The 14,233-nt window shown below is 75.0% G+C and carries 9 protein-coding genes; 4 read left to right on the top strand and 5 right to left on the bottom strand.

Annotated elements, in window-relative coordinates; all coding sequences use genetic code 11:
* Window positions 1-30: 30 nt before the first annotated feature.
* The 3 genes from ABZ576_RS06620 to ABZ576_RS06610 all read right to left on the bottom strand — a co-directional run bounded on the left by ABZ576_RS06620 (window position 31) and on the right by ABZ576_RS06610 (window position 5,790).
* Window positions 31-1,566 (bottom strand): DUF5719 family protein, encoded by a 1,536-nt coding sequence (locus ABZ576_RS06620; protein WP_360736592.1) that lies wholly within the window; start codon window positions 1,564-1,566, stop codon window positions 31-33.
* Window positions 1,563-5,261, bottom strand: coding sequence for a glycosyltransferase (locus ABZ576_RS06615; protein WP_360736590.1), 3,699 nt, complete (start codon window positions 5,259-5,261; stop codon window positions 1,563-1,565). The genes ABZ576_RS06620 and ABZ576_RS06615 overlap by 4 nt, the downstream gene beginning before the upstream one ends.
* A gap of 265 nt (window positions 5,262-5,526) precedes the next feature.
* Complete coding sequence (locus ABZ576_RS06610) at window positions 5,527-5,790, bottom strand: WhiB family transcriptional regulator (protein WP_003975777.1); 264 nt, start codon at window positions 5,788-5,790, stop codon at window positions 5,527-5,529.
* 638 nt (window positions 5,791-6,428) lie between these two features.
* Between ABZ576_RS06610 and ABZ576_RS06605 the strand changes: the two genes are divergently transcribed.
* The 4 genes from ABZ576_RS06605 to ABZ576_RS06590 all read left to right on the top strand — a co-directional run bounded on the left by ABZ576_RS06605 (window position 6,429) and on the right by ABZ576_RS06590 (window position 10,523).
* Window positions 6,429-6,935, top strand: a complete 507-nt coding sequence (locus tag ABZ576_RS06605; protein ID WP_360736588.1) for a cysteine dioxygenase family protein — start codon at window positions 6,429-6,431, stop codon at window positions 6,933-6,935.
* Between the two features lie 151 nt (window positions 6,936-7,086).
* Window positions 7,087-8,046, top strand: a complete 960-nt coding sequence (cofD, locus tag ABZ576_RS06600) for a 2-phospho-L-lactate transferase (RefSeq protein ID WP_360736585.1) — start codon at window positions 7,087-7,089, stop codon at window positions 8,044-8,046.
* A complete protein-coding gene (locus ABZ576_RS06595; protein WP_360736582.1) occupies window positions 8,043-9,386 on the top strand; it encodes a coenzyme F420-0:L-glutamate ligase in 1,344 nt (447 codons plus the stop codon). Before cofD ends, ABZ576_RS06595 begins: the two co-directional genes overlap by 4 nt.
* Window positions 9,387-9,497: 111 nt before the next feature.
* The gene (locus ABZ576_RS06590; protein WP_360736579.1) at window positions 9,498-10,523 is read left to right on the top strand and encodes a DNA-3-methyladenine glycosylase 2 family protein; all 1,026 of its coding nucleotides are present in this window, start codon (window positions 9,498-9,500) and stop codon (window positions 10,521-10,523) included.
* A 457-nt stretch (window positions 10,524-10,980) separates the two neighbouring features.
* On the opposite strand, the gene ABZ576_RS06585 is transcribed toward ABZ576_RS06590, so the two are convergent.
* On the bottom strand, window positions 10,981-12,063 hold the full coding sequence (locus ABZ576_RS06585) for an NDP-sugar synthase (RefSeq protein WP_360736577.1): 1,083 nt from the start codon (window positions 12,061-12,063) through the stop codon (window positions 10,981-10,983).
* Between the two features lie 254 nt (window positions 12,064-12,317).
* Complete coding sequence (locus ABZ576_RS06580; protein WP_360736575.1) at window positions 12,318-14,120, bottom strand: peptidoglycan recognition protein; 1,803 nt, start codon at window positions 14,118-14,120, stop codon at window positions 12,318-12,320.
* Between the last annotated feature and the right edge of the window lie 113 nt (window positions 14,121-14,233).

Below are 14,233 nucleotides of genomic sequence, written 5' to 3'. Positions count from 1 at the left end.
CTGACCGCCGCTACGTCTGAAGCACCGCCGCTACTCCTGGAGGACCGACATGTCCTCCTCCGTCCGCGGCACGGAGACCATCCCGTGGTCGTTCGGGAGGGTCTGGACGGTGAACGCGGGGACGCCTCCGTCGGTGACCGCGAGGGTGCGGGAGGCGTAGACCGGGCCGCCGGAGACGGGTTCCACCGTGAGGGCGTAGGTGCCCTTCAGGCCCGCCGGGACCGGGGCGTCGATGTTCTGGGTGGTGCCGGACTTGATCGTGTAGGTCTTGCCGGCCGGCGTCCCGCCCTCGCTGCCGGCCGACGCCGTGACCTTGACCGTGGCGGTGCCGGTGGGGGCCGTCAGCGCGAGGGTGGTGCCCTTCGCCCTGTTGTCGGCCACGGTCGCGCGCGTGCCGACGGCGGCGGTGGCCGGGATGAACGCCGTCTCCCGCTTGTCGCCCTTGCCCCGCACGACCTGGAGGGCCGCGACGACCGGCACCGCCTGGTCGGTGGGGTCGAGGACGAGCGAGCCCGCCTCGCCACGGGTGACGTCACCGAGGTCGACCGCCGTGGTCATGCCGGACTTGACGTGCACCGTCTCGTTCCCGGCCGGGGTGATCAGGCCGTCGGGGGAGGCCAGCCGGATCTTCAGGTCGGCGTCGTCGTCACCGGGGGTGAAGGCGATCAGGCGGACGTCGGTGGCGTCCTTGGGGATGCCGGGCAGGACCAGGCTGCCGGACGGGTCCGCGGCGGCGGCCAGCCAGTCGCCGCCGGTCTTGTCGTCCAGGGCCTGCACGGCCGCGGCGACCCGGCCGCTGCGCACGCCGACGTGCACGGTCAGGTCGGGCCGGCGTTCGTCGGTGAGTGTGGAGAGCAGGATCCGCTCGCTCGCGTGCGGCTTGACGGTGAGGTTCTCGCCCAGCGGGGACTTGATCGCGCCGTCCTCGCCGTACAGCTCGATGTCGACGACGGCGGCCGCGTCGTCGGGGTTGGTCAGGTGGACGTAGTCGGTGCGGCCGGCCGCCGTGCCGGCGCCCGGGAACCAGAACTCGGTGTCCGCGCCGGTGCAGGTGACGCCCTGGAGGCCGCGTCCGGTCCCGGCGGCGACCTCGGTGGTCTCCTGCACGGTCCAGCCGGGCGCGAACCGGCCGTCCGCCGTGCCGACGAGCGCGGGTGCGTCGGCTCCGGAGGTCTCACCCGTGACCGGCGTGCCCGGTGCCTTGGGGGTGAGCACCGGCCGGCCGGCCGTGCCCTTGCCGCCCCCGGCGTCCCCGGCGTCCTTTGCGTCCTTGTCCGCGTCGGCGCCGGCCGGGTCGTCCGCCGACTGCTCGGTGGCGGCCTCGAGCCGGGCCTCGCCGCCGCCGGCGGCGCCCTTGGTGACGGGCGTGAACGACGTGTACGACGTCTCGGCGATGTCCGAGAGGCTCGGCGCCGGGCACAGCAAGCCGGTGCGTTCGACGGGCAGGCGGGCGGCCGCCCCGGGCGCGGCGGCGCCGGAGGCGGACGGCGAGTCGAGCGCGGCGAACGCGGTGACGGCGGCCAGCGCCGTCGTGCCGGCGAGCAGGGACAAGGTGGTGCGGTTCACTGCTGGCTCCCGTCGGGGCGCTGGCTGCCGGTGCCGTGGGGGTGCGGGGCCGTGTCGTACCCCTGCTGGGCGGGGTCGTAGCCCCGCTGGGAGTGGTCGTAGCCCCGCTGGGAGTGGTCGTAGCCCTGCTGGGCGGGGTCGTAGCCCAGGGCGGGGTCGTACGCCGGGTCGTAGCCCTGCTGCTGGTAGGCCGCCGGGTCGTACGGCGTCGGCTCGGTGGTGCCGCTGTAGGCGTACGGGTCGTAGGGGGCCGTCTGATAGGGGTCGGGCTGCTGGTGGCTCCGCTGGTCGTAGCCGCTCGCGGTCCCGTACGCGTCGGTGCCGTAGCCGCCGTATCCCGCCTGCGCGTAGGCGGACGGTTCGCTTTCCCAGTCCTGGCTCCGGTCGGCCGGGTCCTGCGTGTCGTACGACTGCTGCGCGGGCACGGCCGCCGGCGGCTGGTCCGGGAGCGGGGGTGTGCCGGGCTGCCGCTCGGCGGCCGCGTCCTCGGCCTGGGCGCGCAGGCGGCGGGCGCGGCGGCCCTCGCCGGCGGTGGCCTGGGCGGGCAGCGGCTGCTCCTCGGGCAGGTCGTCGTCGACGTCGCGGCGGCGGCCGGGCAGGGCGAGGACGACCAGGACGACGGCCAGCGCGCCCTGTGTCCAGAGCCAGGCGGTGTGGGCGATCGGCGCGTCGTAGGTGACGTCCAGCCTGCCCCCGGTGGACGGCAGCCGGAAGCCCTGGGCCCAGCCGTCGACCGTGGTGCGGGTGAGCGGCTTGCCGTCGAGGGTGGCCGTCCAGCCGTCGGCGGCGCTGTCGGCGAGGCGCAGGACGCGGTCGCCGGAGCCGGCCGGGACGGTGGAGTGGATCTCCACCGGTCCGGCGGCCACCGGCAGGGCCTTGCCGGAGCCGGCGGCGGGCACGATGGCCGCGCGGGAGACCTTCTGGTCGACGCGCCACAGGGCGCTGCCGTTCTGCTGGCTGAGCCGGGCCAGGCCGGGGGTGGCGTCGAGGACCCGGGTGATCTCGCGCGGGGCGCCCTGGTGGACGAGGACGTAGCGCACGGCGAAGCCGCCGAGTTCGTCGGCCTGGTCGGCGCCGGAGCCGGCGACGAGCTGGGCGACGGTCTCGCCCAGGCGGGTGCTGCGGCTGTCGGCGGCGGCGAGTTCGGCGTCGCCCATGCGGGCGCCGGAGCCGCGGACCAGGGTGTAGCGCACCCGGGCGGTGGAGTCGCTGTCCAGGACCAGGGTGCGGGCCTGGTCGCCGCCGGTGGAGTCCTCGGCGACGAACGCGGGCACCTGGGCCGGGTCGCGGCGCTGCAGCGGGCCGTCGGCGCCGCGGAGCATCCAGCCGGCGGCGGCGAGCAGCGGGCCGGCGGCCGCGGCGAGGGCGATCAGGGCGGCGACGGGCTGGCGCCAGCCGAAGCTCTGCTCGGCCACGCGTGCGCGGGCGCCGTCGGCGCCGAGTGCGGCTGCGGCCAGCAGGGCGATGCCGTAGACCAGGGTGGCCGGTCCGGCCCAGGCCGACTTGTCGGACAGGACGGCGAAGACGAGGCCGACCAGGGCGACGGCCCACGCGGTGCGGATGCCGAGCTGCCGCTCGGAGCGCAGGAGGGCCGCGAGCGCGGCGAGCACGAGGCCGATGAGCAGCAGGCCGGGCACGGTGCCGGGGCCGCCGGGGGCGGCGCCGAGCAGGTCGAGCGCGGAGGCGGCCGAGGCGCCGTACTCCAGGCCCGCCTCCTGGAAGAAGCCCGTCGGGAGCAGGGTCAGCGACCAGGGGGCGAGGACCAGCAGCGGGGTGCCGAGCTGGACCAGGAAGCGCAGGCCGTGGGCGACGAGGTCGCCGCGGCGCAGCACCAGCACGCCCAGGCCGAGGAGCAGCGCGATCGGCCAGACGATCGGTGTGAAGGCGGTGGTGACGGTCAGCAGCAGCGCGTACGCCCAGGTGGCGCGCCAGCTGCCGCGGGTGCCGGCGCGGTGCGCGAGACCGGCGGCGGCGATGCCCGCGCGCGCGATGAGCGGCAGCAGGACGGCGAGGACGGCGGTGCCGACGCGGCCCGCGGCCAGGGCGCCGGTGGTGGCGGGCAGGAAGGCGTAGGCGACGGCGGTCCACGCGCGCAGCAGCCGGGAGGTGACCAGCGGCCGGGAGGCGAAGTAGGCGGTGCACCCGGCGAGCGGCACCGAGCAGACCAGCAGGACGGTGACGGCGAGCCCGGTGGAGCCGAACAGGATCGAGGCGAGGGCCGCGACGATGGCCAGGTAGGGCGGTGCGGACGGGGTGCCGCCGGTGCCGACGGGGTGCCAGGCGTCCAGGTAGCGGGACCACAGGTCGCCGGCGCCGGCCGGGGCGGGCAGCAGCGCGCCGCCCGCCAGCGCGCCCCCGGCCAGCAGGGCGCGGCAGGCGACGAGGGAGATGAGCAGCAGCGCGAGGAAGAGCACCGGGCCGGGCCTGCGGGCGATCCGCTTGAGCCGGGCGAACTGCTCGACCTGAAGGAAGTCGGCGTCGTCGTCGCCGGGTCCGGACTCCACGGCGCCGCCGTGCCGGCCGGCCGAGGTGGTGTCGGTGTCGCTGCCGCCGGAGAAGTTGCCCGCGATCTGTTCCACGGTGGCCCGGACGGTGGCGCCGGGCGGCGGGAAGAGCTGGCGCAGTTCCGCCTTGTCGATCCGGGAGGGGCCGCGGCGGCGCCGGGCGGCGATGATCCGCTCGGGCCGCAGCAGGGTGGACAGCAGGCCGCGGATCTCGTCGACGGCCTGGCCGGGGACCTTGCCGACGAGGTAGGCGAGGGTGCGCAGGACGGTGCCGAGGACGAGCCGCAGCAGCACCCAGGGCAGCGCGGCCGTACGGGTGTTGACGAGCAGGGTGTAGACGGCGCCGGCCTTGTCGACCTTGTGCGGGGAGGCGGCGGTGCGGCCGGCGCAGTCGACCGTGCGGCGCTCGCGGGAGGCGGCCTCGGCGTGCCGGACGACGGCGTCGGGGGCGATGAGGACCCGGTGGCCGGCGGTGTGGGCGCGCCAGCACAGGTCGACGTCGTCCCGCATGAGGGGCAGCCGGCGGTCGAAGCCGCCGAGCTGTTCGAAGACGTCGCGGCGGACGAGCATGCCGGCGGTGGAGACGGACAGCACGGTGCGGACGTGGTCGTGCTGGCCCTGGTCCTGTTCGCGGCGGTCCAGGCCGGTCCAGCGGCGGCCGGAGCTGGCGATGGAGACGCCGACCTCCAGCAGCTGGCGTCGGTCGTACCAGCCGCGCAGTTTGGGGCCGACCACCGCGACGTCGTCGCGGCCGAGTTCGATCTCGTTCTCGACGACGCGCAGCAGCTGGGCGAGGGCGTCGGGTTCGGGGGCGCAGTCGTCGTGCAGCAGCCAGAGCCACTGGACCGGCTCGCCGTGCGGCAGCTCGGGCAGGTCGTAGGCGTCGTCGCGCCACGTGCGCGTGACGGGGTCCCAGCCGCTGGGGCGCTTCAGGTACGGCAGGTCCTCGGGGGTGAGGACGGGCGCGGTGCGGCTCGCCTCCTCGACGGCCTGGCCGAAGCCGGTGCGGCGGGCGAGGTGCAGCACCTGGGCATCGCCGAGGGCGTCGGTGAGGAGCCGGGCGGAGTCGTCCGCGCTGCCGGTGTCGGCGGCCACCGCGTACTGGACGGGGCGCTCCTGGCCGAGCAGCCCGGCGAGCGCGTCGGGCAGCCAGCGGGCGCCGTCGTGGGAGACGAGGACCGCGGTCACCACATGACGCGGGAACTCAGGGGTGGCAGCCGGGTCTTGGGCTGCCGTATGGCTGTGCACGGACATCGAGGTACGGGCCCCGGTTCGATGGACTGCGGTGGACGCCTGTGCCTCCTCGCGGGCCGAGGGGACAGCGGGGCGTCTCGGACGAGCGACCACACTATCGGCTGGGCATGACGACGGCCCGCCGCCTGTGGATAACCCACCTGCGACGGGCCGTTCGTGACGATTCCGGGTGGCCGTGCGCCCGTGCGCACGCGGGCCCGTTTCAGACGGCGGCCTTCTTGAGCCTGCGGCGCTCGCGCTCGGACAGCCCGCCCCAGATGCCGAAGCGCTCGTCGTTGGCGAGGGCGTATTCCAGGCACTCGGAGCGGACCTCGCAGGCGAGGCAGACCTTCTTGGCCTCTCTGGTGGAGCCGCCCTTCTCGGGGAAGAAGGACTCGGGGTCGGTCTGGGCGCACAGCGCGCGCTCCTGCCAGCCGAGTTCCTCGTCCGCGTCGTCGACCAGCAGTTGCTGCACCAGCTCGGTCATGTGCGCCCCTCGTCTGTCTTCGCGTCCCCGTGCGTAGCCGTTACCGATTTCGGCTGAACGACACGAGTGAAATTACAAGTGTGCTGCTCCGGGCGAGTCAAGCCGAGATCTGCTATTGGGCCCGTTATTCACTCTGCGGAACCAAGGCCGTGCGGAAAGTGTTCAAATCGCCATAAACCTTCACACCCAGCCGGGAGCCGCGAGGGCGGTCGGACCCCGCACGGCTCTCTGTACGGAGAAAGACGCCTCCGTGTTCGATGCCGTTCCGCGAGGCTCTTGCGCTCGGATGTGCCCCATGTGTCCCGAGGTCCCCGTGCACAAACCTTTCACCTGACAGTTGCACCGTATGAGGTGAACCATGTCCCACATACCGGGCGTCGAGTTGACACCACGTGTGTGAACCGGTGTCCTAGTGGGCATGCTCGCGAACTTGGCACTCACCTCGACCCGCACCGCCGGGTCCCACGGTGCTGCCCGGTCCCGCTGTAGCTGTTGTCGCCGTTCCGGCTGTTGAGCCCGTCTCCCGCTCCAGCCTGTCCCGGGTCCTTTGCGCGGGCTCGGTCGTTCCTTCCTCAGCAGCACCCTCCTGCAGCACCCTCCTTCCGGGCCCCACTCTTCCGCCGAGGACCAGAGCACCCATGAACAGCGACAACGACCTCCAGATCGCCGGCGACATCCTCGAAGTACCGCACCTGCTCCAGCCGCCGCGCGAGCACCCGGTCACCGTCGCCGAATTCGTGGGGCTCGCCCGCTCCATCGCCGCCGACCGCGCCCAGTGGGCGCACCTCGTGCGGTACGACGCCGCCACCCGCTGGTACCACCGGCTGCGCACGGGTCCCGGATACGAGGTCTGGCTGCTGTCCTGGGTCCCCGGGCAGGGCACCGGGCTGCACGACCACGGACGCTCGTCCGGGGTCCTCACCGTCCTGGAGGGCACGCTCACCGAGCGCACCGGGCAGCGCACGCGCGCGCTCACGGCGGGAACGCAGCGGGTGTTCGCGCCGGGGTACGCCCACGAAGTCGTCAACGACGCGCTGGAGCCGGCGGTCAGCCTGCACGTGTACCACCCGGGCCTGACCGAGATGCCGATGCACACGTCCCCGCACTGCGAGGCGCGCACCGAGCCGAGCCCGGTCACGGCCTGACGGCCACCGCGCCGGTGGCCGCCCGACCGCCACCGGCGCCGTGGCGGGTGGCTCCGGCAGCCTTGCGGCCGGGCTCCTGCCCGAAAGACGACGGCGCCTCGTCCGGTGGCTGTCTGACGCGTTGTCGTACCCGCCTGCGAGACTGATCCCCATGCGCATTGTGGTTCTGGCAGGCGGCATCGGCGGTGCCCGGTTCCTGCGTGGTCTGAAGCGGGCCGTTCCGGACGCGGACGTCACGGTCATCGGCAACACCGGCGACGACATCCATCTCTTCGGGCTCAAGGTCTGCCCGGACCTGGACACGGTGATGTACACGCTGGGCGGCGGCATCAACGAGGAACAGGGCTGGGGGCGGTCCGAGGAGACCTTCCACGTCAAGGCGGAGCTGGCGGCCTACGGGGTCGGCCCGGAGTGGTTCGGGCTGGGCGACCGGGACTTCGCCACGCACATCGTGCGGACCCAGATGCTCGGCGCCGGCTATCCGCTGAGCGCGGTCACCGAGGCGCTGTGCGACCGCTGGAAGCCGGGCGTGAAGCTGATCCCGATGACCGACGACCGCGTCGAGACGCACGTGGCCGTCGAGCTGGACGGTGAGCGCAAGGCGGTGCACTTCCAGGAGTACTGGGTGAGGCTGCGCGCCTCGGTCCCGGCCCACGCCGTCGTCCCGGTCGGTGCCGAGCAGGCCAAGCCGGCCCCCGGCGTCCTGGAGGCCATCGCCCAGGCGGACGTGATCCTCTTCCCGCCGTCCAACCCGGTCGTGTCCATCGGCACGATCCTCGCCGTCCCCGGTATCCGCGAGGCCATCGCGGAGGCGGGCGTGCCCGTCGTCGGCCTGTCGCCGATCGTCGGGGACGCGCCCGTGCGCGGGATGGCCGACAAGGTGCTCGCCGCGGTCGGCGTGGAGTCCACGGCCGCCGCGGTCGCCGAGCACTACGGCTCCGGGCTGCTGGACGGCTGGCTGGTGGACACCGTGGACGCGGGCGTGGTCGAGCGGGTCGAGGCGGACGGCATCCGCTGCCGGGCCGTACCGCTGATGATGACCGACGTGGACGCGACCGCGCAGATGGCGCGGGAGGCGCTGGCGCTGGCCGAGGAGGTGCGCGGGGCATGACCGAGGCGCGTCCCGAGTACCGGGTCTGGGCCCCGTCCGGCATCCCCGAGGTGCGGCCGGGCGACGACCTGGCCAAGCTGATCGCCGCGGCCGAGCCCGGCCTGGCCGACGGGGACGTGCTGCTCGTCACTTCCAAGATCGTCTCCAAGGCCGAGGGCCGGATCGTGCGGGCGGCCGACCGGGAGGCCGCGATCGACGCCGAGACGGTCCGGGTGGTGGCCCGGCGCGGCACGCTGCGCATCGTGGAGAACCGGCAGGGCCTGGTCATGGCCGCCGCCGGTGTCGACGCCTCCAACACCCCCGCGGGCACGGTGCTGTTGCTGCCCGAGGACCCGGACGCGTCCGCGCGCGCGATCCGCGCCGGTCTGCGCGAGGCCCTCGGCGTCGACGTCGGCGTCGTCGTCACCGACACCTTCGGGCGCCCTTGGCGCTCGGGGCTCACCGACATGGCGATCGGCGCCGACGGCGTGCGCGTGCTGGACGATCTGCGCGGGGGCACGGACGCCTACGGAAATCCGCTCAGCGCGACCGTCGTGGCCACGGCGGACGAGCTGGCCGCCGCCGGTGACCTGGTCAAGGGCAAGGCGGCGGGCCGGCCGGTCGCCGTCGTACGCGGACTGGCGCACGTGGTGGAGGCCGGCGACGGTTCGGCCGGTTCAGACGGTTCGGACGGTCCAGACGGCGAAGGCGCGCGGGCGCTGGTGCGCAGCGGGCCGGCCGACATGTTCCGGCTCGGCACCTCCGAGGCGATCCGGGAGGCGATGACCCAGCGCCGCACCGTGCGGGCCTTCACCGACGACCCCGTGGACCCCGGCGCGGTCCGCCGCGCGGTGGCGGCGGCGCTCACCGCGCCCGCCCCGCACCACACCACGCCCTGGCGGTTCGTGCTGCTGGAGTCGGCACGGTCGCGGGTACGGCTGCTGGACGCGATGCGGGACGCCTGGATCGCCGACCTGCGCCGGGACGGCAGGAGCGAGGAGGCCGTGGCCAAGCGGATCCGGCGCGGTGACGTCCTGCGCAACGCGCCGTACCTGATCGTGCCGTGCCTGGTCATGGACGGTTCGCACACCTACGGGGACGCCCGGCGCGACGGCGCCGAGCGGGAGATGTTCGTGGTCTCCATGGGCGCGGGCGTGCAGAACCTGCTGGTCGCGCTGGCCGGGGAACGGCTGGGCTCGGCGTGGGTGTCGTCCACCATGTTCTGCCGGGACGTGGTGCGCGAGGTGCTGGAGCTGCCGGCCGACTGGGATCCGATGGGCGCGGTGGCCGTCGGCCGCTCGGCGGAGGACCCGAGGCCGCGGGCGGAGCGGGACCCGGGGGCGTTCGTGGAGGTGCGGTGACCTCTCGCGGGGCCCGGCCGCCGTCATCGGCCTTCGCGCCGGGAGCCCGGCATGACCGCGAGACACCCCCGTAGTCTCGTAGCACGGCACCGGCATTCCGAGGACTCACCCGTGGCAGGACGTTTTCCCCAGCGGCCGACGCGTACGACCGTGCGCGGCGGGCATGTCGGCGTACCCGGGGGCGCCGCCGCCGGGATACCGCGGCAGGCGGCGGCCGCGCCGGCCCGGGTACGGCGGTGGGTGCCGGACGGGCCGCTGGACCTCGCCCTCGTCCTCGGGCCGCTGCGGCGCGGGCCCGCCGACCCGACGTTCCGGGCCACGGCGGACGGGTCCGTGTGGCGGACCAGCCGTACGCCCGCCGGGCCGGGCACGCTGAGGGTGCGGGCGTACGGCGGTGAGGTGCTCGGTGAGGCGTGGGGGCCGGGCGCGCCGTGGCTGCTGGACCGGCTGCCCGAGCTGCTCGGCTCCGCCGACGATCCGGACGCGTTCGTGCCCCGGCACCGGGTGGTGGCGCTGGCGCGGCACCGGCGGCCGGGGCTGCGGCTGACCCGGACCGGGCTGGTGCTGGAGTCGCTGATTCCGTCCGTGCTGGAGCAGAAGGTCACCACCGACGAGGCGTACCGGGCGTGGCGGCTGCTCGTACGCAGGTTCGGCGAGCCGGCGCCGGGCCCCGCCGGGACGGGTGAACGGCCGATGTGGGTGGTGCCGGCACCGCGGACCTGGGCGCTGATCCCCTCCTGGGAGTGGCACCGGGCCGGGGTCGACGACAAGCGGGCCTCGACGATCCTGCGGGCCGTGCGGGTCGCCGCGCGGCTGGAGCAGGCGGTGGAGATGCCGGCGGCGGAGGCCCGGGCGCGGCTGGAAGTGGTGCCGGGGGTGGGGCCGTGGACGTCGGCGGAAGTGGTGCAGCGCAGTCACGGGGCGGCGGACGCGGTGACCGTGGGGGATCTGCACCTGCCGGGGATCGTGGGGTGGGCGCTGGCGGGAGACCGGGACGCCGATGACGCGGAGATGCTGCGCCTGCTGGAGCCGTATGCCGGGCAGCGGCACCGGGCGGCCCGGTTGATCCTGCTGAGCGGGTGCGTGCCTGCGCGGCGGGTGCCGAAGATGCCCCGGGTGGACATCGGGTTGCTGTGAGGAGGGGGCGGGTGCCGGCCGTCGGGGGTGGGGGCCTGGCGGGCGCCGGGCGCGTCTGCGGTGCGCGCTGGGCGTGCCGGGCAGCACTCACCGGCGCTGGCCGGGTGCGCGATGCTTCGCCGGACGCCGGGGGGTCGCTCACCGGCGCTGGCCGGGTACGCCATGCTTCGCTAGACGCCGGGGGTCGCTCACCGGCGCTGGCCGGGTGCGCCATGCTTCGCCGGACGCCCAGGGTCGCTCACCGGCGCTGGCCGGGTGCCGCTGCGCCCACCCGTGCCGCCCCAGCGGCACGACTGCCCGCAGCTGGGTGGCGGTACGGCGCCGGAGGCGGGGCCCGCCGGGGCGCCGGGCACGACTGCCCGCAGCTGGGTGGCGGTACGGCGCCGGAGGCGGGGCCCGCCGGGGCGCCGGGCACGACTGCCCGCAGCTGGGTGGGTGGGGGGTGGGGCGTGTCGGGTTACTGGTCGGAGGAGAAGCGGACCGCGCCTGCGGGGATGCGGGCGTCGCACCATACGCGGGCTCCGTCGCGGAGCTCGTTGTCGGGGCCCACGATCGCGCCGTCGCCGACGACCGTGCCGGTGAGCACGGAGCGTTCGCCGACGCGGGCCCGGGTGCCGATGAGGGAGTCGGTGATGACGGCACCCGGTTCGATGACGGCGCCCGGGAGGATGGTGGAGCCGAAGACCCGCGCGCCCTCGGCGACGAACGCCCCCTCCCCGACCACCGTGCCCCCGGTCAGCTTGGCGTCCGGCGCCACCGTGGCCGTGGGCAGGACGAGCCGGTCGCCGCAGCGGCCGGGGACCGCCGGAGAGGGTGCGCGGCCGAGGACCAGGTCGGCCGAGCCGCGCACGAAGGCGGCCGGGGTGCCGAGGTCGAGCCAGTACGTGGAGTCGACCATGCCCTGCAGGTGGGCGCCGGCGGCCAGGAGGTCGGGGAAGGTCTCGCGTTCGACCGACACCGGGCGGCCCCCGGGGATCGTGTCGATGACCGAGCGGCGGAAGACGTACGCCCCCGCGTTGATCTGGTCGGTGACGATCTCCTCCGGCGTCTGCGGCTTCTCCAGGAAGGCCAGGACGCGCCCGGTCTCGTCGGTCGGGACGAGACCGTAGGCGCGCGGGTCCGTGACCTGCGTCAGGTGCAGCGAGACGTCCGCGCCGGTCGACTCGTGCGTGCCGACCAGGGCCCTGATGTCCAGGCCCGTCAGGATGTCGCCGTTGAAGACCAGCACCGGGTCGTCCGGGCCGGAGTGCAGCCGGGAGGCGACGTTGCGGATGGCGCCGCCCGTGCCCAGGGGCTCCTCCTCGGTGACGTACTCCAGGTGCAGGCCCAGCGCGGAGCCGTCACCGAAGTACGGCTCGAAGACCTCGGCCAGGTAGCTGGTGGCGAGGATGATGTGGTCGACGCCCGCCGCTCGCGCCCGGGCCAGCTGGTGGGTGAGGAACGGCACCCCGGCGGCCGGGACCATGGGCTTGGGCGTGTGCACCGTGAGCGGGCGCAGCCGGGTGCCTTTGCCGCCGACCAGAAGGATCGCTTCTGTCACCTGTCGTCTCTGCTTCCTGCCGGGACCGGCAAAACGTACTCGTCACACTCGTTTCGGCCGGTCAGTGTATGCAGACCGGGCGACGGCGCCCTCGCCGGCCGCGCGGAGCCACGCGAGATCGGCGTACGGTTTCCCCCGGCCGCACCGGGCAGGTCCCCCGTCCGGCCCCGCCTCCGTCCCCGTCCCGCCTCCGTCCCCGTCCGGCCCCCCTTGCGCCGCCCCCCGCCCCCCGACGGCGATGAACGCGGACCGGCTCAGCGTCCCTGGTAGCGGGCGGCGGTGGAGCGGGCCGTGCCGAGCTTGGCGTAGAGGCGCTTGCCGGGGCACTCGGTGGCGAACCCGTCCCGATGACCGGAGATCACGTTCAGTCGTACGCTCTTCCCCTTGGGGTAGAGGTTGCCACCACCCGACGTGAGATAAGTCTTCGCGCGCGGATCGGCCCCGAAGAGCCCGAGCTTCCACGCGGTCAGCTTGGCGACGGCCGTCACCGCCGAGCCCGGGGGCTTGCTCGCGCCGTACGAGCCGATCACGGCGATGCCCATGCTGTTGGTGTTGAACCCGAGCGTGTGCGCGCCGAGCACCGCCTTGGCCACGCCTCCGGCCCGGCCCTCGTAGATGGTTCCGCACTTGTCGACGAGGAAGTTGTAGCCGATGTCCCGCCAGCCCATGCTCTTGACGTGGTAGCGGTAGATACCGCGGATGACGGACGGGGCCTGGGCGCAGGTGTACTTGTTGCCGGAGGCCGTGTGGTGCACGAAGGCCGCCTTGACCTTCTTCGTGTAGACGAAGCCGCGTTCCCGCAGTGACTCGTCGGCGCCCCAGCCCCGGCGTGTGACGATCCGCGGCCGCGGTCCGATGTACGGCTTCGCCCGGGGTGTGCCGAGCAGGCGCTCCAGCTCCTGTTCGGTGGCCTGCCGGCTCAGTGCCGGGATGGCGGTGGACCCGTAGTCGGTGATGTCGACGTTGGCGGCCGAGGCGGCCATCGCCGCCTCCGTGATGAGGTCGGTGCGGGGGTCGTCGGCCGGCAGGTCCCCGGGGATCGCCTCACCGGCCGCACCGGCCGCAGCGCCGCCCTTGGCCTCCCGGGCCTCCCGTGCTTTCCGCGCCTCCCGTGCTTCCCCCGTCTCCCCTGCCTCACCGGCCTCCCGCGCGTCGCCGGCCGCCTCCGTGTCCCCGGCCCCGCCCTCCACGTCGTCCGTGCCCTCCGCGTCCCTCCCGGGATCCACCAGCTCCAGGCGCAGCCCGGACGGCAACGGCGCCCGCGCCCCGCCCGCACGCCTCCCCGCGCCGTCACCGGCGGCAACCGCGCCACCGGCACCGTCCGCACCGCCCACCGGCCCCGCGTGCTCCGCGCCCCCCGCGTGCTCCGCGCCGCCCACCGGACCCGCGTGCTCAGCGCCGCCCTCGTCCCCCGCACGCTCCGCTTCCTGTGCCCGGACCCGCACGTCCACGCCGTCCGAGTCGCCCACCCACAGCGGCGCGGTCGCCCCGCGCACCCGCCGTCCGGAGCGTTCCGCCGCGTGCGGGTCGGCGCCGTGGTCGGCGTTGTGCGTCTCGACGTCCTGCCAGCCCGACCACTCCCCCGTCGCGGCGGACCGGGTGCGCACCTGCACCCGGCCGTGCAGCTCGGTGCCCGGGTCGTCCCAGACGACGCCGAGGAGCGCGAACCGGTCCAGTCCGGTGCGGTACAGCCCCTGCTCGGGAGCCGCGCCGAGAACGCGCTCCCGGGAGAGGGGGGCGAGCGGCAGCGACCGGGTACTGCCCGGCACCCCTGCCCCACCCGGCCGCCGGGCACCGGCACGCGCGCCCGCACCCGCGCTCGGCCGTCCGGGGCCCCGCACCCCGGTCGCGCGCGCCCGACCGGGGCCCTCCGCCCCGGCCCCGCCCAGCGGACCGGACCGTTCCGTGCTCCCCGTCGCCGCGGGCGCGGTCGTCGGGGCGGTCGCGGCGGACGCGGGCAGGGCGGGTGTGAGGGCGACGACCGCGGCGCAGGTGACGCCGATCGAGCGGATGGCGAGCGGGGTGAGACCGAGAGAGGAAGTGAGGAATCCACGCATGCACAGGATCTTGGACATAGTCAGACAAATCTGTCCATAGGCAAACTGACGGACCGTCGGGAAACGTTCCGCCGAACCGGTGGCCCCACAGCCCGTCTCGCGCGCTCGCCCGC

The sequence above is a fragment of the Streptomyces sp. NPDC013455 genome (assembly GCF_040632975.1).
GTDB lineage: Bacteria > Actinomycetota > Actinomycetes > Streptomycetales > Streptomycetaceae > Streptomyces.
The sequence above is the reverse complement of the archived record's forward strand: the minus strand, read 5'-3'. Positions and strand labels throughout refer to the sequence as shown.